Annotated in this window: 17 protein-coding genes and 3 pseudogenes; 10 read left to right on the plus strand and 10 right to left on the minus strand. The window is 72.4% G+C overall.

The features are described 5' to 3' along the window. Positions 1–35: 35 nt before the first annotated feature. On the plus strand, positions 36–1,226 hold the full coding sequence (locus BFF78_RS34975) for an FAD-dependent monooxygenase (RefSeq protein ID WP_069782111.1): 1,191 nt from the start codon (positions 36–38) through the stop codon (positions 1,224–1,226). After that, the gene (locus BFF78_RS34980; RefSeq protein ID WP_069782112.1) at positions 1,223–2,134 is read left to right on the plus strand and encodes a Gfo/Idh/MocA family protein; all 912 of its coding nucleotides are present in this window, start codon (positions 1,223–1,225) and stop codon (positions 2,132–2,134) included. Before BFF78_RS34975 ends, BFF78_RS34980 begins: the two co-directional genes overlap by 4 nt. Here the strand turns inward: BFF78_RS34980 and lnt are convergent. Then, positions 2,052–3,626 carry an apolipoprotein N-acyltransferase gene (gene lnt, locus BFF78_RS34985; protein WP_069782113.1) on the minus strand — a complete coding sequence of 525 codons (1,575 nt, stop codon included), beginning with the start codon at positions 3,624–3,626 and terminating at the stop codon, positions 2,052–2,054. The genes BFF78_RS34980 and lnt overlap by 83 nt on opposite strands. A 50-nt stretch (positions 3,627–3,676) precedes the next feature. Next, positions 3,677–4,159: a nuclear transport factor 2 family protein gene (locus BFF78_RS34990; protein ID WP_079161598.1), complete on the minus strand. Its 483-nt coding sequence runs from the start codon at positions 4,157–4,159 to the stop codon at positions 3,677–3,679. A gap of 186 nt (positions 4,160–4,345) precedes the next feature. Here BFF78_RS34990 and BFF78_RS34995 point away from each other — a divergent pair, with 186 nt between their 5' ends. After that, positions 4,346–4,999 (plus strand): hypothetical protein, encoded by a 654-nt coding sequence (locus BFF78_RS34995; RefSeq protein WP_069782114.1) that lies wholly within the window; start codon positions 4,346–4,348, stop codon positions 4,997–4,999. A gap of 206 nt (positions 5,000–5,205) precedes the next feature. On the opposite strand, the gene BFF78_RS35000 is transcribed toward BFF78_RS34995, so the two are convergent. The 3 genes and pseudogenes from BFF78_RS35000 to BFF78_RS35010 form a co-directional block, all read right to left on the minus strand. Beyond that, positions 5,206–5,631 carry a hypothetical protein gene (locus BFF78_RS35000; RefSeq protein WP_069782115.1) on the minus strand — a complete coding sequence of 142 codons (426 nt, stop codon included), beginning with the start codon at positions 5,629–5,631 and terminating at the stop codon, positions 5,206–5,208. 293 nt (positions 5,632–5,924) lie between these two features. Further along, positions 5,925–6,104: a hypothetical protein gene (locus BFF78_RS35005; RefSeq protein WP_069782116.1), complete on the minus strand. Its 180-nt coding sequence runs from the start codon at positions 6,102–6,104 to the stop codon at positions 5,925–5,927. A 248-nt stretch (positions 6,105–6,352) separates the two neighbouring features. Continuing rightward, a pseudogene (locus BFF78_RS35010) lies at positions 6,353–6,892 on the minus strand (undecaprenyl-diphosphate phosphatase); the annotation flags it as partial. A 108-nt stretch (positions 6,893–7,000) separates the two neighbouring features. Between BFF78_RS35010 and BFF78_RS35015 the strand changes: the two are divergent. From BFF78_RS35015 to BFF78_RS35025, 3 genes and pseudogenes are all read left to right on the plus strand, one after another. Continuing rightward, a complete protein-coding gene (locus BFF78_RS35015; protein WP_069782117.1) occupies positions 7,001–8,182 on the plus strand; it encodes a Gfo/Idh/MocA family protein in 1,182 nt (393 codons plus the stop codon). Then, positions 8,179–9,108, plus strand: a complete 930-nt coding sequence (locus BFF78_RS35020; RefSeq protein WP_069782118.1) for a DUF6807 domain-containing protein — start codon at positions 8,179–8,181, stop codon at positions 9,106–9,108. Before BFF78_RS35015 ends, BFF78_RS35020 begins: the two co-directional genes overlap by 4 nt. Further along, positions 9,102–9,812 (plus strand): annotated as a pseudogene (locus BFF78_RS35025) (cupin domain-containing protein); the annotation flags it as partial. The gene BFF78_RS35020 and the pseudogene BFF78_RS35025, both read left to right, overlap by 7 nt. Positions 9,813–9,968: 156 nt before the next feature. Here the strand turns inward: BFF78_RS35025 and BFF78_RS35030 are convergent. Continuing rightward, complete coding sequence (locus tag BFF78_RS35030; RefSeq protein ID WP_069782119.1) at positions 9,969–10,439, minus strand: winged helix-turn-helix transcriptional regulator; 471 nt, start codon at positions 10,437–10,439, stop codon at positions 9,969–9,971. A 126-nt stretch (positions 10,440–10,565) separates the two neighbouring features. On the opposite strand from BFF78_RS35030, the gene BFF78_RS35035 reads away from it, so the two are divergent. Continuing rightward, positions 10,566–11,735: a thiolase family protein gene (locus BFF78_RS35035; RefSeq protein ID WP_069782120.1), complete on the plus strand. Its 1,170-nt coding sequence runs from the start codon at positions 10,566–10,568 to the stop codon at positions 11,733–11,735. A 4-nt stretch (positions 11,736–11,739) separates the two neighbouring features. On the opposite strand, the gene BFF78_RS35040 is transcribed toward BFF78_RS35035, so the two are convergent. Next, complete coding sequence (locus tag BFF78_RS35040) at positions 11,740–12,519, minus strand: TVP38/TMEM64 family protein (protein WP_069782121.1); 780 nt, start codon at positions 12,517–12,519, stop codon at positions 11,740–11,742. A 152-nt stretch (positions 12,520–12,671) separates the two neighbouring features. Here BFF78_RS35040 and BFF78_RS35045 point away from each other — a divergent pair, with 152 nt between their 5' ends. The 3 genes and pseudogenes from BFF78_RS35045 (at position 12,672) to BFF78_RS35055 (ending at position 15,802) form a co-directional block, all read left to right on the plus strand. Further along, a complete protein-coding gene (locus BFF78_RS35045) occupies positions 12,672–13,394 on the plus strand; it encodes a DNA alkylation repair protein (RefSeq protein WP_069782122.1) in 723 nt (240 codons plus the stop codon). A 273-nt stretch (positions 13,395–13,667) separates the two neighbouring features. After that, entirely contained in the window at positions 13,668–14,849 is a 1,182-nt protein-coding gene (gene tuf, locus BFF78_RS35050) for an elongation factor Tu (RefSeq protein ID WP_069782123.1), read from the plus strand. Between the two features lie 108 nt (positions 14,850–14,957). Next, a pseudogene (locus tag BFF78_RS35055) lies at positions 14,958–15,802 on the plus strand (spermidine synthase). A 355-nt stretch (positions 15,803–16,157) separates the two neighbouring features. On the opposite strand, the gene BFF78_RS46435 reads toward BFF78_RS35055, so the two are convergent. The 3 genes from BFF78_RS46435 to BFF78_RS35070 all read right to left on the minus strand — a co-directional run bounded on the left by BFF78_RS46435 (position 16,158) and on the right by BFF78_RS35070 (position 19,017). Then, complete coding sequence (locus BFF78_RS46435; protein WP_159033092.1) at positions 16,158–16,403, minus strand: hypothetical protein; 246 nt, start codon at positions 16,401–16,403, stop codon at positions 16,158–16,160. A gap of 167 nt (positions 16,404–16,570) precedes the next feature. Beyond that, positions 16,571–17,989, minus strand: coding sequence for an MFS transporter (locus BFF78_RS35065; protein ID WP_079161599.1), 1,419 nt, complete (start codon positions 17,987–17,989; stop codon positions 16,571–16,573). Between the two features lie 83 nt (positions 17,990–18,072). Further along, positions 18,073–19,017 carry an NADP-dependent oxidoreductase gene (locus BFF78_RS35070; RefSeq protein WP_069782126.1) on the minus strand — a complete coding sequence of 315 codons (945 nt, stop codon included), beginning with the start codon at positions 19,015–19,017 and terminating at the stop codon, positions 18,073–18,075. Between the last annotated feature and the right edge of the window lie 8 nt (positions 19,018–19,025).

Below are 19,025 nucleotides of genomic sequence, written 5' to 3' on the forward strand. Positions count from 1 at the left end.
ACTACAGCTGTAGTCCACCGGATCCGGGAGGGGTCATGGCGCAGACGGACCGCGCGGTCGTCATCGGCGGCGGAATCGGAGGCCTGGCCGCGGCGGCGGCCCTGTACCGCGCGGGCCGGGACGTGACCGTGCTGGAGCGGGCCCGCTCCCTCGACCCGGCCGGCGCGGCCATCTCCCTCGCCCCGAACGCCCTGCGCGCCCTGGACGTGCTCGGCATCGGCGACGAGATCCGTGACCTCGCCGCCTGGCAGGGGGACGGCGGCCTGCGCACCCCGGGCGGGCGCTGGCTGTCCCGCACCAGCGCCGAGGCGACCGCCGCCCGGTTCGGGGGCCCCCTGGTCCTGCTGGCCCGCGCCACCCTGGTCGACCGCCTCGCCGCCCTGCTCCCGCCCGGTGCCGTGCGCACCGCGGTCACCGCGGCCCTCGCCGATCCCGGTGACGGCCGGCGGCCCGCCCGGGTGAGCACCGGCGACGACGAGCTGGAGGCCGAGCTGGTGGTCGGCGCGGACGGCATCAACTCCCGTGTCCGCGCGGCCCTGTTCCCGCTGCACCCCGGACCGGTGTATTCGGGGTTCACCACCTGGCGGATGCTGATCCCGGTGCCCGGCGTGGAGTTCGCCTCCCACGAGACCTGGGGCCGCGGCCGCATGTGGGGCACCCACCCCCTCAAGGACGGCCGCGTCTACGCCTACGCGGCGGCCATGACCCCGGCCGGCGGGCGGGCGCCGGACGACGAGAAGGCGGAACTCCTGCGCCGGTTCGGCGACTGGCACGCCCCCGTCCCCGCCGTGCTCGCCGCCGCCCGCCCCGAGGACGTGCTCCGGCACGACGTGCACCACATCGCCACGCCCCTGCCCGCCTGCCACCTGGGCCGGGTCGCCCTGCTCGGCGACGCCGCCCACGCCATGCCGCCGACCCTCGGCCAGGGCGGCAACCAGGCCCTCGAGGACGCCGTCGTACTCGCCCACCACACCGACGAACTCGCCGCCTACACCGCCGCCCGCCTTCCGCGTACGACCGCGATCACCCGCCGGGCCGTCCAGGCCGCCCGCCTGAACATGACCGCCAACCCCGCCGCCATCGCCGTACGCAACCTCGCGATCGCTGCGCTGTCGAAGGCCGGGCCCGCGCTCTTCCTACGCGGCTTCGACGGCATCGCCGACTGGCGGCCGCCGTATGCTGCCGTGGAAGCACACGGGGGCAAGCGGGAGAGGGAGAGCACGTGAAGGTCGGCTGCATCGGACTCGGGGACATCGCGCAGAAGGCGTATCTGCCGGTGCTGGGTACGCGGCCGGGGGTCGACCTGCACCTGCAGACCCGGACGGCGGCCACCCTCGACCGGGTCGCGGACACCCTGCATCTGCCGGCCGGCCGCCGGCACACCACGCTCGACTCCCTGCTCGCGGAGGGCCTCGACGCGGCCTTCGTGCACGCGCCGACCACCGCCCACCCCGAGATCGTCACGCGGCTGCTGGAGGCGGGCGTACCGACGTACGTGGACAAGCCCCTCGCCTACGAACTCGCCGACTCCCAGCGGCTGGTGGCCCTTGCCGAGGAGCGCGGAGTGTCCCTGTTCGTCGGCTTCAACCGCCGTTACGCGCCCGGGTACGCGCTGTGCCTGGACCACCCGCGCGAGCTGATCCTCATGCAGAAGAACCGCATCGGGCTGCCCGAGGAACCGCGTTCGATGATCCTCGACGACTTCATCCATGTCGTCGACACCCTGCGCTTCCTGGCACCGGGCCCGGTCGACGACGTCACGGTCCGCGCCCGCGTCGAGGACGGGCTGCTGCACCACGTCGTGCTGCAGCTCGGCGGGGACGGCTTCACCGCGCTCGGCGTGATGAACCGGCTCAGCGGCTCCGCCGAGGAGATCCTGGAGGTCTCCGGGCAGGACACCAAGCGTCAGGTGCTCAACCTCGCCGAGGTGATCGACCACAAGGGCCAGCCGACCGTGCGCCGGCGCGGCGACTGGGTGCCGGTCTCCCGGCAGCGCGGCATCGAGCAGGCGGTCCTCGCCTTCCTCGACGCCGTACGCGCGGGCAAGGTGCTCAGCGCCCGGGACGCGCTGGCGACCCATGAGCTGTGCGAGCGGGTGGTACGAGCGGTCGGGGGTCGCTCCGCCGCAGCCTGAGCGTGCGCACCCCCTCGGTCGCGCACAGCGCGGCCAGCACCAGCAGCGCGCCCTGCACCGGCCAGTCGCCGTAACGGACGTACGGCGTGATGCCGTGCGCGAGCGGTACGTCGTACACCTGGGCGGTGCTCGCGTCGGTGCCGAGCCACGGCCCGAGCCGCTGCCCGCCCGGCCCGTACACGGCCGAGACTCCGGTGAGGGTGGCGTGCACCATCGGCCGGCCGGTCTCGGCGGCCCGCAGCGCGGCCAGCGACGCGTGCTGCTCCGGCGCCCAGCTGTCCTGGAAGGTGGAGGTGGCGGACTGGCCGAGCAGGACATCGGCGCCGTCCTCCGCCAGATGCCGGCTCATGTCGGGGAACGCGGTCTCGAAGCAGATCAGCGGGCCGATCCGCAGCCCGTGGCCGACGTTCATCACCACCTGCTCGGTGCCGCGCCCGCGGTCCTCGTCGGCCGCCTTGCCGACCGAGGTGGCCCAGCCGAGCAGCGAGCGGGCGGGTATGTACTCGCCGAAGGGCACGAGCCGCATCTTGTCGTACCGTTCAGCGGTCGGTCCGCCGGGGCCGACCAGCACCGAGCTCTTGTAGATGCCCGGCCGGTCGGAGCGGCGGGCGTCCACGTTCACCAGCACGTCGGCGCCGGTCTCGCGGGACAGCGCGGCGATCCGCCGGGCCAGGTCGGGCCGGTGGCCCAGGTCGTAGCCGACGCTGGACTCGCCCCAGACGACCAGGTCGACGTCCTGCCCGGCGAGCCGCCGGGTCAGCTGCTCCTCGCGCGCGAAACGCCGCTCGCCGCTGTCGTGCCCGTCCACGACCCCCGGCTGTACGACGGCGATCCGCGCCCGCCCGTCGACGTCCGGGCGCGGCGCCCACGCCCACGCGGCCGAGGTCGCGGCGGCCGTGGCGACCAGCGAGGCCACGGCCGGCACCCGGTACTCGCGCACCGATATCAGCATGGCCGCCGCCACGTTGACGGCCACCACCAGAAAGCTGAGCAGCCACACCCCGCCGGCCGAGGCCAGCCGCAGCGCCGGCGACACCTGCCACTGGCTGGCGCCCAGCATGCCCCACGGCCCGCCGAGCCCCTGCCAGGACCGCACCAGCTCCACCATCAGCCAGGCGGACGGCAGCACCAGCAGCGCGGCGGCCCCCCGGCCCGGCGTCGGCTGCCCGCCCAGGAACCGGCGCACCAACCGGCCCCAGGGCGCCCAGAGCGCGCCGAGCAGAACGGCGATCGGGAAGATGAACACGTGCAGGCTCGGCAGCAGCCAGTGGTGCACGGCGACGAGGAAGCCGAAGCCGCCGCTCCAGCCGTCGTACGCCGCGCGGCGCCCGGTCGGGGCCGAGCGGGCCAAAAGGATCCAGGGGACCAGAGAGACGTACGCGAACCACCACAGTGCCGGTGCGGGGAACGCGAGCACGGGAAGGGCACCGGTGATCGCGGCCACGCCGGAACGCCGCCAGGGGGAGGTCAGCCAGTGGTTGATCGTCCTCATGTGGGCCCTCCCTACCCTGCACTTGTTCCAGTGTGCGCTTCGGGAGCGATCTACGACAGGGCGCGCCCCTGGGTGGTGGCCCGCATCCGGCGCCACTTCTCCTCCACCACCACCTTGCGCAGGTGCCAGCCCTCCGGAGTGCGCAGCAGCGTGAAGTCGTACCGGCCGCCGCAGACCAGGTCCGGAGCCGTAGGGCTGCCGTTGGTCGCGAAGCGCATCGGGTTGAGGTAGTCGGCCCGTACCGAGGCCGTGTCGCCGGTGTCGTGGTCCAGGAGGCCGAAGCGCACCTGGCGGTTGACGATCAGGTGCTGGCGCATGGCGAACAGCGCCAGGCTCTCGGCGAGCCATACGGCGATCTGCCCGGCGTCGCCCTCGATGCCGCCGGCCGAACGGTAGTCGGCCCGCCCGTCCGTCGTGAACAGCCCTCGGTACGCCCTCCAGTCGCCGTCGTCCACCGCCACCGCGTACGCGGTGATCAGCTCGTCCACGGCCATTCGGTCCATCACGGTAGCGAGCTCCGCGCGCTGCGTCATCGGCACAGTTTTGGGCATGGCGGGTGCGGAGCCAAGAGGCGCGCCGTGATATTCCGTCCTGCCGGGATATTCGGTGGTGCCGGGTGCGGCGCAGAGCCGCACCTGTTCCCACGCACGATCAATCCATCGAGCCCGAACCGAAGTTCCGCATACGGGGTACAGCGTCGCAGCATGGATCATGGCTGCGTGACGAAGTGGACCAAGAACGAACCTCCGGCCGAGCGGCCAGGCCCTGAGCCGGAGCTTTCCCCCTACCAGCAGGCGATGCGGCAAAGGCTCCTCGCCGCCCCGGTGGTACCGGCGCCCGAGCCCTGGCGGCGCACCGCCTACGCCCCGGTCGGCGGACTTCTCGGGATCGGCTTCGCCTCGCACCCCGGCACCGGCCAGGACCTGGTGATGGTCGTCTCGCACGACGGTCACGGTCTCTTCGACGCCGTCACGGGAGAGAAGATCGCACGGGATCGTGACCCCGACCCCGAGGACGGCGGCCCCGACGCGGATCCCGCTCTGCGGTGTCCCGGATTGGGACCGGTCGCCGGAAGCCGCGTGCGCATCGCCGGGCTCTTCGGAGGAGGACTGCACACCACCAGCGGAGACGGCTGGGAGCTGGAGGCCGTGGCCCCGGCCTGGCCGAACGAGCGTGTCCTGCTCTCCCGTGACGGTGGATTGCCGCACTCCGGTCCGCACGGGGAGCGCTGGTGGCACATCTTCCACTCCCACTACTCCGAGCTCCGTGCCGCGGGATTCTCGCCCTCCGGGCAGACCCTTGCCGTAGCGACGAGCAGCGACCTGTCCCTGTGGACTCGCGTCCCCGGCCACCGCCGCAGTGGTCAGGACTGATGCCGGCGCCCGGTGCTGGGCCCGGTCACCGCGGTGGTCGGGCTCGCGGCGAGCGCGCACGAGGACACCCTCGGCACCGCGCGGCCCGACCAGGTCGCCGACACACCGTCACCGTGGAGAGGCCCTGAAGGCCATCAACTCGGGTGATAGGGTGCCCAGTTGCACCGGCCGGTTGAGCCGAGGGCCTACGTGACGGGTCCGGTGCCTCAGAGGACCACGGTGGCGGTCTCCTCCTGCGTGCGGAAGGACCCGTTCTCGTCCCAGTAGAAGACGGTGACCTTCACCTTGTCGCCCTTGACGAAGCCGTTGCCGGCCGGGCGCAGCTTCATCTGCACGGTGCGGCTGACGTAGTCGCAGGTGACCTTGGAGGCCTCGATGGTTCCCGTCGCGTTCCGCTTGTCGGCAGCCGACTCGGTGACCTTGGAGGCGTAGCCGGCCATCTGCAGGTCCACGCCGATGTCACAGGAGTACTTGATGTCCAGCTGCAGGCCCGGCTTGTCGAGCGAGACCTTGGTGATGTCCAGCAGGTTGGCCTTGGCCGCGGCCGTGGACGCGGTGGCCACGGTGCCGGCGAAGGCCAGCGCGGCAAGGGTGGCGGCGGCCACGCCGCGCTGGACCCGGGATGCCTTCATGCAGTTCTTTCCTTCCCCCTGAGCGGTCACGTCACGGTGACTGCAACAGTTGTTCGTTTTGGTCAGGATGGACCTTACGCGATCTTTCAGGGCGCCCCGAGCCCTTTTCGGTAACTCTGGCCGGCGGCCGTACAGCCCGAGTTGGGGAGACCCCGGGCCGTAGGATCGCCCGTCAAGGAGGGTCCGCTCACGGGGCCACCAGGCTGTTGCCCGTGGAGCGGCCGTATGCGATCGCGGACGAGGCGCTCGCGCAGCTGCGGGCGTTGGCCGCCGGCATCGGGGCGCCGACCGCGTCAGGCCGCCGCGATGACCTCGTCGCGGATCGCCTCGGCCCACTCGACCACCAACAGCTCGTACTCCGCGCGCTCTTGGGCCGACAGGGTGCCGCCCGCACGCAGCCACAGCGCCCGGATCTGCTCGTTCACCTCGGCGGCAGACCGTGCGGAACCAGAGGGCAGGGACTCGGGGGACATGCGGACAGCCTAGGGGCAAGGACTGACACTGCGCTACCGCCCGGCTACGCACGACATATGGGGTTGGTCACCGACACCGGCTCCCGCGTCCGCCCGGGTGGCGGTGAGATGTCCGGCCAGGAACTCCCGTACATCACCTGTGGATTGACGGTATCCGCAGGCCGTGGCGGCTGCGCAGGACGCTGTGGGCAACGGCGCGAGGACACGGTCCGGGCCGGGTTCGTCCGGGGCGCGGGGGATACCCGAGGCACCGCCGGGACGGCGAGCAGGAAGGAGTAACGGGCCGCGGCCTCCCGCTTGTTGCCCAGGAACAGGCCGCCGCTGATGGTCGCGCCGGAACGGGAGACGCCGGGGACGAGCGCGCAGGGCCGGCACAGGCCGTGGATCAGGCCGTCCCTGACCCCCGGATTCTCCAGCGGCTTGCGCTGCTTGGGCGCGCGGTGCCGGCCGCCGGTCTCGTCGCGGGCCGCCGGCCGGTCGGCGATGCCGATGGCCAGGGCGACGGCAATGAGCATGCCGGCGGTGACCCGCAGATCGCGGAACGGCCCCTCGATCTGGTCCTTCAGCGTCACGCCCAGCGCCCCGATCGGGATCGAGCCGACGATCACCAGCCGGCCCGCCCGTCCGTCGTACTCCTGCCGCACCGCCTTGTCGAACAGCGAGCGGAACCAGGCCGGGGTGATCCGGCCGATGTCCCTGCGGACGCAGATCGGCACCGCCGTCTCCGTGCCGATCTCGGTGATCGCCGTGAAGGCCGCCCCCGGGTGGGGGTCGCCGGTCCCGGCGGCGCGTGGTGTTGACCGTCCGGGCGCCGCCGCTTACGTTGCAGCACAGGAGAAAGCGCTTGCTGCATTCATCGGCCCGCCCGCCGTACCGGAGGAGTGCTGAACCCGCCCATGCCGCCCTCTGCCCTCCCGCCCAAGCCCTGCGCGTCCCTGTCTTCGACTCCGTTCACCGGCCGGCGTATCCGGGCCGCCGTCATCGGCACCGGCGCCATCGGGCGCGGCTCCCATCTGCCCGCGCTGGACCGGCTCGCACGGGAGGGCGAGACGGAAGTCGTCGCCGCCGTCGACATCGACAAGGGCGCCGTCGAGGCGTTCTGCGCCCAGGCCGGCATCCCGTACGCCTACACCGACCTCGACCGGATGCTGGCCGAACAGCGGCCCGACCTGGTCAGCATCTGCACCCCGCCGATCCTGCACCGCGCGCAGACCGTGGCCGCGCTGCGCGCCGGGGCCTGGGTGTGGTGCGAGAAGCCGCCGGTGCCCGCACTGGCCGACTTCGACGCGATCGAGGCGGAGGAGGGCGCCGACGTCGGCCCGTACGCGGCGATCGTCTTCCAGCACCGCTTCGGTTCCGGCTCCGCCCATGTCCGCCGGCTGCTCGCCGCAGGGGCCCTCGGCAGGCCGTTGGTGGCGCACTGTCAGACCACCTGGTACCGGGACGCGGCCTACTACGCCGTGCCCTGGCGGGGCCGTTGGCACTCCGAGGGCGGTGGCCCGGCCATGGGGCACGGCATCCATCAGATGGATCTGCTGCTGGACCTGCTCGGGCCGTGGAGCGAGGTGCGGGCCATGGCGGGGCGGCTGGTGCACGACGTGGAGACCGAGGACGTCTCCACCGCGCTGGTCCGCTTCCGCAGCGGCGCCCTCGCGACCGTCGTCAACAGTGTGCTGAGCCCCGACGAAGTCAGCCGCATCCGCATCGACTGCGAGCGCGCCACCGTAGAACTGACCCACCTGTACGGGCACGCCAACGACAACTGGCGGATCACCCCGGCCCCCGACGTCCCCGCCGAACTGGCCGAGGAGTGGCGGGACTTCGGACCGGACGCCCCCAGCTCGCATCTGGTCCAGCTGCGCGAGCTGGTCGCCGGCATGCGGGCGGGCCGGCGGCCACGCGGCAGCGGCGCGGACGGGCGGACGAGCCTGGAGCTGATCACGGCCCTGTACAAGTCGGCGTTCACGGACACGACCGTCCGCGCCGGCGGGATCGGTCCCGGCGACCCCTACTACACCGCCCTGCACGGCGGCGCCCCCGGCTGGGCGCCCGTGACCGCCGAGGAGGTTCCGGCATGACCGGCGGACTGCGGGTGGTCCACGCGTACGGCGACCGGATCACCGTCCGCGAACCGGCCACCGGCGTCGAGCTGTTCGCCTACGTCTACCGCCCCGAAGCCGCCTGGGAGGCACCCCGGCCCTACCTCCACCCGGTCCGCACCCTCGCCGGCGCCGTCGTCACCGGCTACCGCCCGAACGATCACCGCTGGCACAAGGGCCTGTCCCTGACCGCCTCCCACCTGTCCGGAGCGAACCTGTGGGGCGGGCACACCTATGTGCACGGGCAGGGCTACCTCGAACTGCCCGAGCGGGTCGGCTCCATGCGGCACGCCGGCTTCGGGGAGGTCTCGGCGGCCGGCGGCCGGGCGGTGATCGCCCAGCGGCTGACCTGGCATCCCCGGGACGGCCGGCTGTGGGCCGAGGAGGAGCGGCGGATCGAGGTCCACGACGTCGACCCGGGCTCCGGCACCTGGGTGCTCACCTGGACCAGCGCGATCACCAACCGGCGCGCCGAGCCGCTGCTCTTCGGCAGCCCGACCACCGCCGGACGGGAACTGGCGGGCTACACCGGCCTGTTCTGGCGCGGCCCGCGCGCCTTCCGGGAGGGGCGGATCATCGGTCCCGAGGGGGAGGGGCCCGCACTGATGGGCACCCAGGCGCCCTGGCTCGCGTACTGCGGCGAACACGACGGCGTCGACGGCCACGCCACCCTCGTCTTCGCGCACGCCCCCGAGAACGACCACTCCGGCGCCGCCGGAACCCACCCGGCCCACTGGTTCGTCCGCGACGAGCCCTTCGCCGCCGTCGCCCCCTCCTGGTCCTTCTTCGAGGAACTGGAACTCGCCCCCGGCGACACCCTCCGCCGCCGCTACCGGGTCGTCGTGGCAAACGGGGCCTGGCGGCGGGAGGACGTCGTCACGTACCTACGGGCGCAGACGTGGTGAGCGCCGGGGAGTTCACGGGTCTGCCGGGCGGGGTCGCCGTGTCCCGGCTGTGCGTGTACGACTGGCCCGCCGCCGACGGGGCCCGTGGCGGAACCCCCCATGTGCATCTGGCCTGTTCGGAGGCGTACGTCGTCACCGGCGGCCGGGGCGCGGTCCAGACGCTCAGCGCGTCCGGGTACGCGGTCACCCCGCTCGCGCCCGGCACGGTCGCGTGGTTCACGCCGGGCACCGTCCACCGGCTGGTCAACGAGGGCGACCTGCGCATCACCGTCGTCATGCAGAACAGCGGGCTGCCGGAGGCCGGGGACGCGGTACTCACGCTGCCGCCGGAATACCTGGCCGACCCGGAGAGGTACGCCGCGGCGACCACGATCCCGGCCGACGCGCCGGAAGCGGAGCGGGAGCGGCTCGCCCGCGCTCGGCGCGACCTGGCTCTGGAGGGCTACCGGTCGCTGCGCGAGGCCTCGGGGCCGCAGGCGCTGGCCGCCTTCCACCGGGCCGCCGCCGCGCTGGTACGGCCCCGGATCGCCGAGTGGAGACAGCGGTGGCGGCGCGGCGCGCTGGCGTCGGCCGAGGCGACGGGCCGGCATCTGGACCGGTTGGCGGCGGGTGACGCGGCCCACCTCGCCGAGGCCGTGGTGCAGGCAGGGCAGCCCGTCGAGCGTGGGCGGTTCGGGATGTGCGGGCGGCTGGACGTGTACAAGAGCCCCGAGGGGGCGCGGGGCTGTGTCCGACATGCGGCTACCGCCGCGACGGGGGTACTCCGGGGTTCGAGTGAAGCCGAGAATGCGGGGGAGCGACCAGCCGCGACGGCGCCGCAGACGATCGACGGCCCATAGGCGGCTCTGGCCGGCGGAGCGTTACGCCGCCGTGGGGCCGGTGCGCGTCCACCCCGGCGCCTGCGGATGGGCCGTGAGGTCCTCGTGGTGCACCTCTTCGCCGCAGGCCCGGCAGGTCACCACCGGAACCAGCTCGTTGCCGCAGCTGTGCTCGACGGCCATGGGCAGGTCGGCGCCCTTGCGGATGTGGCGGTCGCCCCACTCCTTGAGTGTCATCAGGACCGGCTCCAGCTCCAGGCCCGCCTGCGTGGCCCGGTACTCGAAGCGCTGCGGGCGCTCGCTGTAGACGCGCTTGGTGAGGATCCCGGCGTCCACGAGCCGGCGCAGCCGGGCGGCCAGGATGTCGCGCGGGGCGCCGATGTTGCGTACGAGCTGGTCGAAGCGGCCGTTGCCCAGGCACACCTCGCGCAGGACGAGCAGGGAGTACTTCTCGCCGACCAGGGCGAGGGCGTCGGCGATGGAGCAGGGGCGCGGGTCTTTCGTGGCGGCCATGAGAGCCAGTCTAGAGGAGGGTTTGATTTTCCAACTCTGCAAGCTATCGTGAGTTTGGATTTCCTACTCACTGGTAGCTGCCGTAGCCCCGCTACGGACAGCCAGGCGGCCAAGGAGGCCCGCGCCATGCGCGACGCAGTGATCGTCGAAGCCGTACGCACCCCCATCGGCAAGGGAAAGCCGAACGGCTCCCTCGCCCACGTCCATCCCGTGCAGTTGCTCGCCCACACCCTGCGCACCCTGGTCGAGCGCTCCGGCGTCGACCCCGCGCTGATCGACGACGTCATCGGCGGCACCGTCGACCAGGTCGGCGAGCAGGCCATGAACACCACCCGGTACGCCGTCCTCGCCGCCGGCTTCCCCGAGACGGTCCCGGCGACCACCGTGGACCGCCAGTGCGGCTCCTCCCAGCAGGCCGTGCACTTCGCCGCGCAGGGCGTCCTCTCCGGCGCGTACGACCTCGTGATCGCCTGCGGTGTGGAGTCGATGAGCCGCGTGCCGATGTGGTCCAACGTGCCCGCGGGCAAGGACCCGTTCGGACCCGGCGTCGCCGAGCGCTACCCCGAGGGCCTGGTCCCGCAGGGCATCAGCGCGGAGCTGATCGCCGCCAAGTGGTCCCTCACCCGCGCGCAGATGGACGAGTTCGCCGTCTCCTCGCACCAGAAGGCCGCCGCGGCATGGCGCGCCGGACTCTTCGACGCCGAGACCGCACCACTGGACGGCGTCGCCCGCGACCAGTGCGTCCGCCCCGACAGCACCCCGGAGATCCTCGGCGGCCTCAAGCCCGCCTACTACGACCCCGGCTTCGCCGAGCGCTTCCCGCAGATCGAGTGGAACGTCACCGCGGGCAATGCCAGCCCCGTCAACGACGGCGCCTCCGCCGTCCTGATCACCTCCAGCGAGACCGCGGCCCGCCTCGGCCTGCGCCCGCTCGCCCGTCTGCACGGCTTCGCCGTGACCGGCTCCGACCCGCTGCTGATGCTCACCGGGGTCGTCCCGGCGACCGAGAAGGTGCTGCACAAGGCCGGGCTGCGGGTCGCCGACATCGACCTCTTCGAGGTCAACGAAGCCTTCGCCAGCGTCGTACTCGCCTGGCAGCAGGAGACCGGCGCCGACCCCGCCAAGGTCAATGTGCACGGCGGGGCCATCGCCCTCGGCCACCCGCTCGGCGCCAGCGGCACCCGGCTGACCACCACCCTGGTCCACGCGATGCGCGAACGCGGCGCGCGCTACGCCCTGCAGACCATGTGCGAGGCGGGCGGACTGGCCAACGCGATGATCCTGGAAAGCGTCTGACCCGTCACCGGCCCCGCAGGTGATGGCGCTTGCGCCAGGCCACCACAGAGCCCACGAGCGCCGGTACGGCGATGCCGGCCATCGCGATCACGAAGGCGGGCGACGTCGGCGCCGAGGCGCGGGCGCCGGCCACCGCGTAGGCGGCGGTGTTCGGGACCGACCCGACGGCCGTGGCCAGTAGAAACGGCCACCAGCGCATACGGGAGACGGCCGCGCAGTAGTTCGCCGCCCAGAACGGCACGCCCGGGAAGAGCCGGGCCGCCAGCATCGACCGGAACCCGTGCCGGCTCAGCTGCTCGTCGGCCGCCTTCAGCCAGCGGCCCCGCAGCAGCGGACGCAGCGCGTCCTGCCCGAGGACCCGGCCGAGCCCGAACGCCAAGCCCGCCCCGAGCACCGTCCCCGCCAGCGACGTGGCCAGTCCCAGCTGCGAGCCGAACAGCGCGCCCGCGGCGAGGTTCAGCAGGGGCCGCGGCACGAACGCCACGGTGCACAGCCCGTACGCCACGGCGAACACCACGGCCGCCGCGACACCGCCGAGCTGCGGCGGCCAGCCGTGCGTGAGCAGCCGCTGCGGCTCGAAGAACAGCACGCACGCCCCGGCGCCCGCGAGCAGGGCGAGCAGCAGCGACAACCGGGCACCAGGGGACACCAGGGCCCGCGCGCAGCGTCCGGGGAAACCCACCGGGCGCAGAGCGGGCACGGGCACGGGCACGGCGAGGTCCGCGCCGGCGGCCCGGGGAGAATCGATGACGGTGCCTCCAGGGCCGTTGGTGGCATCGAGCACGTGACCCCCTAGGAAACACCGATCCCGGGGGCCGATGATAGACGGCACCTTGCTGCGCAGGGCACGCGAGTGCGCCGCGGCGGCCGGCGGGCGACCGGGGTGCGCACGGTCGCGCGGCGCCGCCTCCCGGGGCGCGCCGTATGGTTCGTCCCATGACCGTCACAGGTGCGGCCCCGCCGGACGTGCCGCGCAGCGCACTCGCCGACATCGTGCTGGAACGGGTTGCGGCCGTGTTCCCGGCCGCCGCCGACCCCGGGCGAGCCGGGCCGATGCGGGCGTACATGAGGGACGTGGCGCCCTTCCTCGGCATCCCCACCCCGGCCCGCCGAGCCCTGACCCGTACCGTCCTGGCGGGCACGCCCCGGCCCGACGAGGCCGACTGCACCGCGGTCGCGCTGCACTGCTGGGCGCTGCCCGAGCGCGAGTACCACTACTTCGCGGTGGACTATGTGCGCCGGCACGCCGGACGGTGTTCCGCCGCCTTCCTGCCGGTGGCCCGGCACCTCGTCACGACCGTCCCCTGGTGGGACACCGTCGATCCCCTAGCCGCCCACGTGGTCGGACGCCTGGTGGCCGCCGACGCGAAGCTCACCGCCGACATGGACGCCTGGATCACCGACGGCAACCCGTGGCTGGTGCGCACGGCACTGCTCCACCAGCTCGCCCGCAAGGAACACACCGACGGCGCCCGGCTGTTCGGCTACTGCCTGCGCCAGTCCGGGCATCCCGACTTCTTCGTCCGCAAGGCGATCGGCTGGGCCCTGCGCGAGTACGCCAAGACCGACCCCGAAGCCGTACGGGCCTTCCTGGCGCGGGAGCGGGGCCGGTTCGCCCCGCTGACCGTGCGGGAGGCGCTGAAGAACATCGGCGCCTGAACACGCCTCACCTCGCCCCACAGCCGAAAACCATTCGACGCCGGACATACCGTCGACGATGATCGACGACATGTTCCGGTACGCCTTCCTCCTCGCAGCATCCGCCGTCGCGGATGCGCCGAAGGCTGCCGTCCCGCTCCTCGTCGCCGCTGTCGACGGCGCCCGAAGCTGACCCTCTCCGGAACGTCCGGCGGACCCCGCAGGGGGAGGGTCGGCCAGTCCCCGGGGGTCCCGCGCTTCTTTCTCACGGCTGAGAGGCTTCGAGGTACAGCCATGTCCAAAACGGCCTACGTGCGCACCAAGCCGCACCTCAACATCGGCACCATGGGTCACGTCGACCACGGCAAGACCACCCTGACCGCCGCCATCACCAAGGTCCTCGCCGAGCGCGGGACCGGCAGCACCACTCAGTACGTTTCGTTCGACCGCATCGACCGGGCCCCGGAGGAGGCCGCCCGCGGCATCACCATCAACATCGCGCACGTCGAGTACGAGACCGACACCCGGCACTACGCCCACGTGGACATGCCGGGCCACGCCGACTACGTCAAGAACATGGTCACCGGCGCCGCGCAGCTCGACGGGGCGATCCTCGTCGTCTCCGCGCTCGACGGGATCATGCCGCAGACCGCCGAACACGTGCTGCTGGCCCGGCAGGTGGGCGTCGACCACATCGTCGTCGCCCTCAACAAGGCCGACGGCACGGACGACGAGGAGCTCATCGACCTCGTCGAGCTGGAAGTCCGCGACCTGCTCACGGCCCAGGGCTACCCGGGCGACGCCGTACCGGTCGTACGGGTCTCCGGGCTGCGGGCGCTGGAGGGCGACCCGCGCTGGACGGCGTCCATCGAGGCGCTGCTCGACGCGGTGGACACGTACGTGCCGATGCCGGAGCGCTACCTGGACGCGCCGTTCCTGCTGCCGGTGGAGAACGTGCTCACCATCACCGGGCGGGGCACGGTCGTCACCGGCGCCGTGGAGCGGGGAACGCTCCGCCTGGGCGACCGGGTGACCGTGCTCGGCGCCGACCTCGAAACCGTGGTCACCGGTCTGGAGACCTTCGGCAAGCCGATGCAGGAGGCGCAGGCCGGGGACAACGTGGCGGTGCTGCTGCGGGGCGTGCCGCGCGACGCCGTACGCCGCGGGCATGTCGTGGCGGCGCCGGGAAGCGTGGTGCCCGCTCGGCGGTTCTCGGCGCGGGTGTATCTGCTGTCGGGGCGCGAGGGGGGTCGTACGACGCCGGTCGCGACCGGGTATCGGCCGCAGTTCTACATCCGTACGGCGGATGTGGTGGGGGACGTGGATCTGGGTGCGATGGGTGTCGCCCGGCCCGGGGAGACGGTGGAGATGGTCGTCGAGCTGGGGAGGGAGGTTCCTTTGGAGCCCGGTTTGGGGTTCGCCATCCGTGAGGGTGGCAGGACCGTGGGGGCAGGGACCGTGACCGCTGTGGAGTGAGGCTGCGGCGCGTGGGGCCGCGGGTCCGTCGTGGCTGGTCGCGCCCACGCGGCGGGGCCGCATGCCGATGCGGCCCCGCGCCCCATCGGCGCACGTCACAATGGGCGTGTGACCGAGCAGATACCCGTATCCCGCACCACCGATTACGGCACCGCCAAGCTCATGCCCGACGTAGACCGGGCCCGGGCCTGGCTGCTCACCGTCGACGGGGCGCCGCAGTCGTACGTCGATCTCGACGATCCGGCGTATCTGGAGTTCGAGTACGCGCGGCGGCTCGGGCATGTGCTGGATGTCGCGGCCGAGGCCGGGCGGGCGCTGGCCGTGGTGCACCTGGGCGGGGGTGCGCTGACGCTGCCCCGGTATGTGGCGGCCACCCGGCCCGGCTCCCGGCAGGACGTCGTCGAGGCCGACCGGGGGTTGCTGGAGCTGGTCGCCGAGCATCTGCCGCTGCCGGAGGGCACGGGCATCGCGGTGCACGCCGCCGATGCCCGTGCCTGGCTGGAGGCGGCCCCGGACGATCACGCCGATGTGCTGATCGCCGATGTCTTCGGTGGCTCTCGGGTCCCGGCCCATCTCACCACGCTCGCCTACGCCCGCGAGGCCGAGCGGGTGCTGCGGCCCGGCGGGGTCTATCTGGCCAACCTCGCCGATGCGGCGCCGTTCGCGTTCCTGCGCTCCCAACTGGCCACGTTGGCCGCCGTCTTCGAAGAGCTGGCGTTGATCGCCGAGCCCGCGGTGCTGCGCGGCCGGCGGTTCGGGAACGCGGTGCTCGTCGCCGCGCACCGCCCCCTCGACACCGCCGCACTGGCCCGCCGTACCGCGGCGGACGCCTTCCCGCGCGCGTCGAACACGGCTCGACGGTAAGGGAGTTCACCGGATCCGCACGGCCGGTCGAGGACGCCGAGGCGGTACCGTCTCCGGAGCCGCCCGCTGGGGCGTTCGGTATCGGCTGAGGTGGTTGGGGAGGCGGTCGGGTTCCCGTCGGGCGGGTGGAACGCGGGGCGGTGGTAAGGGAGTTCATGGGATGCGTGCGGCCGGCCGAGGCTGTCCGCGTGGTGCCGTCTTCGGAGCCCTCTGGCGGGGGTTCGGTGTGGGCTGAGGTGGTTGGGGAGGCGGACGCTTTCCTGTCGGGCGGGTGGAACGCGGGGCGGTCGTAGGGGAGTTCATGGGGTGCGTGCGGCCGGTCGAGGATGCCGGGGCGGTGCCGCTCCCTAGCCGCCTGACGGGGCGTTCGGTATGGGCTGAGTGGTCGGGGAGGCGGTCGGGGTCCCGTCGGGCGGGTGGAACGCGGGGCGGTCGTGGGGGACTTCACGGGAGGCCGGTCGAGGATGCCGGGCGGTGCCGTCTCCCGAGCCGCCTGACGGGGCGTTCGGTATCGGATGGCGTGGACGAGGAGGCGGCGACCGGCCGGGTGTGGCGGGGCAGCGTGCGGACGTCCGGGACCGGCAGGACCAGCCTGGTGAACAGGACGACGACACCCGCGCAGCCCGACAGGGCGGCCGTCCTGCCGGAGGCGGTCTCGGTGGGACCCACCGGCGCCGTCGTGAGGGGCATGAGCGAGACCGAGCCGAACCTGTCGTAGGCCGAGACCCGGAGAGCTTGTCATCGGGGATGGACGCGGGCCTTCCACAAGGCGGACGTCCGGGCAACTGAACTGCCCGGACGTCGCTACAACTGGGCCGCCGCATCCGCAGCCCGGTCATGACCGGTGATCCTCGCACTCAGACCTGGGACGCCGGCCGCTTCGGCAGAAGGAAGACGATTACGCCGGCTATGACAGCGATGAGGAACACCCCGAAGGACGCGATGGCAAAGGCGTGGCCGGCGGCGGCTGCCCTGCCTACCGCCGCGGGATGGAACGAGCCGAAGAAGACCGCTCCGATAACGGCGACGCCGAGCGCTCCGCCACACTGCTGGGCCGTGGACAAGACCCCTGACGCGACGCCGGCCGACTCCGGTTTGACGCGGCTCAGCACGGTATTGAGCGCCGGCGTGATGACCAGTCCGCCACCGACGCTCTGCACAATGAGGGCGGGGATCACGAGCAGCGGAGTGATCCGCGGGCCGGACACCAGCAAGAGGCCGGCCGCCAGGTAACCGCTCGCCAGTATGATCGCCCCAACCTCAAGGACACGTCGCCCATATTTCGGGATGATCCGGCTCGCCACCATGCTGAACACGAAGAATGCGGTGGCTGCCGGCGCGTAGACCAGGCCCGCGCCGAGCGCCGACATGCCGAGGCCTTGCTGCATCGTCACCGACAGGGCCAGGTAGTACGAGTAGATCAGCGCGTACAGGGCCAGGACGAGAATGATCCCGAGCGAGAACGAGCGCTGCTTGAACAGTGTCAGCGGTACCAGCGGATCCCCGCCCCGCCGTTCCAGGCCCCGCTCGACCGCGACGAACAAGCCGAACGCGACCGCGCTGCCCGCGAAGCAGGCCCAGACCCACCAGGGCCAGCCCGCCTCCTGCCCCTGAATCAGCGGGAGCACCAAGAGGAAGAGGGCCACGCTGAGCACCAGGACGCCGGGCAGGTCCAGCTTGCGGGTGGCGGCCGAGCCCGTCTTCGGCACGTACCGAACGGCGAGCAGGAACAGGGCAGTCCCGATCGGCACGTTCACCCAGAACACCAGCCGCCAGCCGGAGTCGAACAGGTTGGCGCCGATCAGCAGTCCGCCGATGAGCTGTCCGCCGATGGTGGCCATACCCATGACGATGCCGACCACGCCGTACACGCTGTGCCGTCTCGCTGCCGGCACCAGCACCGTGACGAACGCGAACACCTGGGGAACCATCAGGGCGGCTCCCAGGCCCTGGATGACACGCGCGGCGATGAGGCTGCCCGCGTTCGGTGAGAGCGCGCAAGCGACTGATGACAGAGTGAACAGGGCCACCCCGAGAAGGAAAACGCGCCTGCGGCCGTACAGGTCGGCCAGGCGAGTGGCGGTAATGATGAACACCGCGTAACTCAGCTGATAACCCGCCAGAACCCACTGGACATCGCTGGCGGAGGCATGCAGGTCCGCCACGATCGAGGGATCGGCGACCACGACGATGAACGAGTCGAGGACCGCCATGAACAGGGCGGACAGGACGACCGATATCGTCATCCACGGAATGGCGTCGGCTTTCGGTGCCACTACGGGTGGGCTAGCTGATTTCTGACTACTTGCCACGATGAGAAGCCTCTTTATTCTTTGTTCTTCGTGGTCCGGACGCTCCATCAACCGACAGTGAGCACCAGCTTCCCCGTGGTCCTCCCGGTCTCACCGAGCTCGTGCGCCTTGGCGGCGTCCGCCAGCGGGAAGACGGCGTCGACGTGGACCTTCAGCCGGCCGGTCTCGACCAACTCCGTGATGGCCAACAGCGCTCGCCGGTCGGGCTCGACCAGCATGAAGCCCGAGCGGATGGAGCGCGCGGCCGCGGCCGAGGCGAGCGCCTCGGTCTCGAGTGCCGGGAGGGTGATCAACGTGCCGCCGTCGCGCAGGACCGACAGCGAGCGCTCCTGGTAGTCCCCGGCGATCGGGTCGATCACCACGTCCACATCGGAGACCACCGAGGCGAAGTCGACCGCCGTGTAGTCGATCACCTCGTCCGCGCCCAGCCCGCGCACGAACTCGTGCTTGCGCTCGCCGGCCGTACCGATGACGTACGCGCCGTACGCCTTGGCGATCTGCACCGCCAAGTGCCCCACGCCACCCGCCGCGGCGTGCACCAGGACTCGCTGTCCCTCGCGCAGGGTCGCCATGTCCACCAGGGCCTGCCAGGCCGTCAGCGCGGCCAGCGGCAGGGCCGCCGCCTGCACGTGGTCGAGTCCGGCCGGCTTGGGGGCGAAGTGGCGTGCCGGAGCGGCCACGTACTGCGCATAGCCACCGACCATCCGCGGAAAGCCCGGCATGCCGTACACCTCGTCGCCCGGCCGGAAGAGTGTCACGCCGCGGCTGACGGCCTCCACCACACCCGAGACGTCCCACCCCACGATGCCGTCACCAGGGAGGTACAGGACACCGGCCGCCCGGGTCTTCCAGTCCACCGGGTTGACGCCGGCCGCGTGCACCCGGACCAGGATCTCCGTCGGACCGGGTACCGGCCGCTCCCGTTCCACGACTTTCAGGACCTCCGGCCCGCCCGGTTCTTCGAAGGCAACGGCCAGCATCTTCTCCGCCATCCGGAATC

It is taken from the genome of Streptomyces fodineus, from assembly GCF_001735805.1.
GTDB lineage: Bacteria > Actinomycetota > Actinomycetes > Streptomycetales > Streptomycetaceae > Streptomyces > Streptomyces fodineus.

Bases quoted from the DNA above. Each gene is read 5' to 3' on its own strand.
- BFF78_RS34975 (WP_069782111.1), top strand. From the start codon at position 36: ATGGCGCAGACGGACCGCGCGGTCGTCATCGGCGGCGGAATCGGAGGC.
- lnt (WP_069782113.1), bottom strand. From the start codon at position 3,626: ATGAGGACGATCAACCACTGGCTGACCTCCCCCTGGCGGCGTTCCGGC.
- BFF78_RS34990 (WP_079161598.1), bottom strand. From the start codon at position 4,159: ATGACGCAGCGCGCGGAGCTCGCTACCGTGATGGACCGAATGGCCGTG.
- BFF78_RS35000 (WP_069782115.1), bottom strand. From the start codon at position 5,631: ATGAAGGCATCCCGGGTCCAGCGCGGCGTGGCCGCCGCCACCCTTGCC.
- BFF78_RS35005 (WP_069782116.1), bottom strand. From the start codon at position 6,104: ATGTCCCCCGAGTCCCTGCCCTCTGGTTCCGCACGGTCTGCCGCCGAG.
- BFF78_RS35015 (WP_069782117.1), top strand. From the start codon at position 7,001: ATGCCGCCCTCTGCCCTCCCGCCCAAGCCCTGCGCGTCCCTGTCTTCG.
- BFF78_RS35020 (WP_069782118.1), top strand. From the start codon at position 8,179: ATGACCGGCGGACTGCGGGTGGTCCACGCGTACGGCGACCGGATCACC.
- BFF78_RS35030 (WP_069782119.1), bottom strand. From the start codon at position 10,439: ATGGCCGCCACGAAAGACCCGCGCCCCTGCTCCATCGCCGACGCCCTC.
- BFF78_RS35035 (WP_069782120.1), top strand. From the start codon at position 10,566: ATGCGCGACGCAGTGATCGTCGAAGCCGTACGCACCCCCATCGGCAAG.
- BFF78_RS35045 (WP_069782122.1), top strand. From the start codon at position 12,672: ATGACCGTCACAGGTGCGGCCCCGCCGGACGTGCCGCGCAGCGCACTC.
- tuf (WP_069782123.1), top strand. From the start codon at position 13,668: ATGTCCAAAACGGCCTACGTGCGCACCAAGCCGCACCTCAACATCGGC.
- BFF78_RS46435 (WP_159033092.1), bottom strand. From the start codon at position 16,403: ATGCCCCTCACGACGGCGCCGGTGGGTCCCACCGAGACCGCCTCCGGC.
- BFF78_RS35070 (WP_069782126.1), bottom strand. From the start codon at position 19,017: ATGGCGGAGAAGATGCTGGCCGTTGCCTTCGAAGAACCGGGCGGGCCG.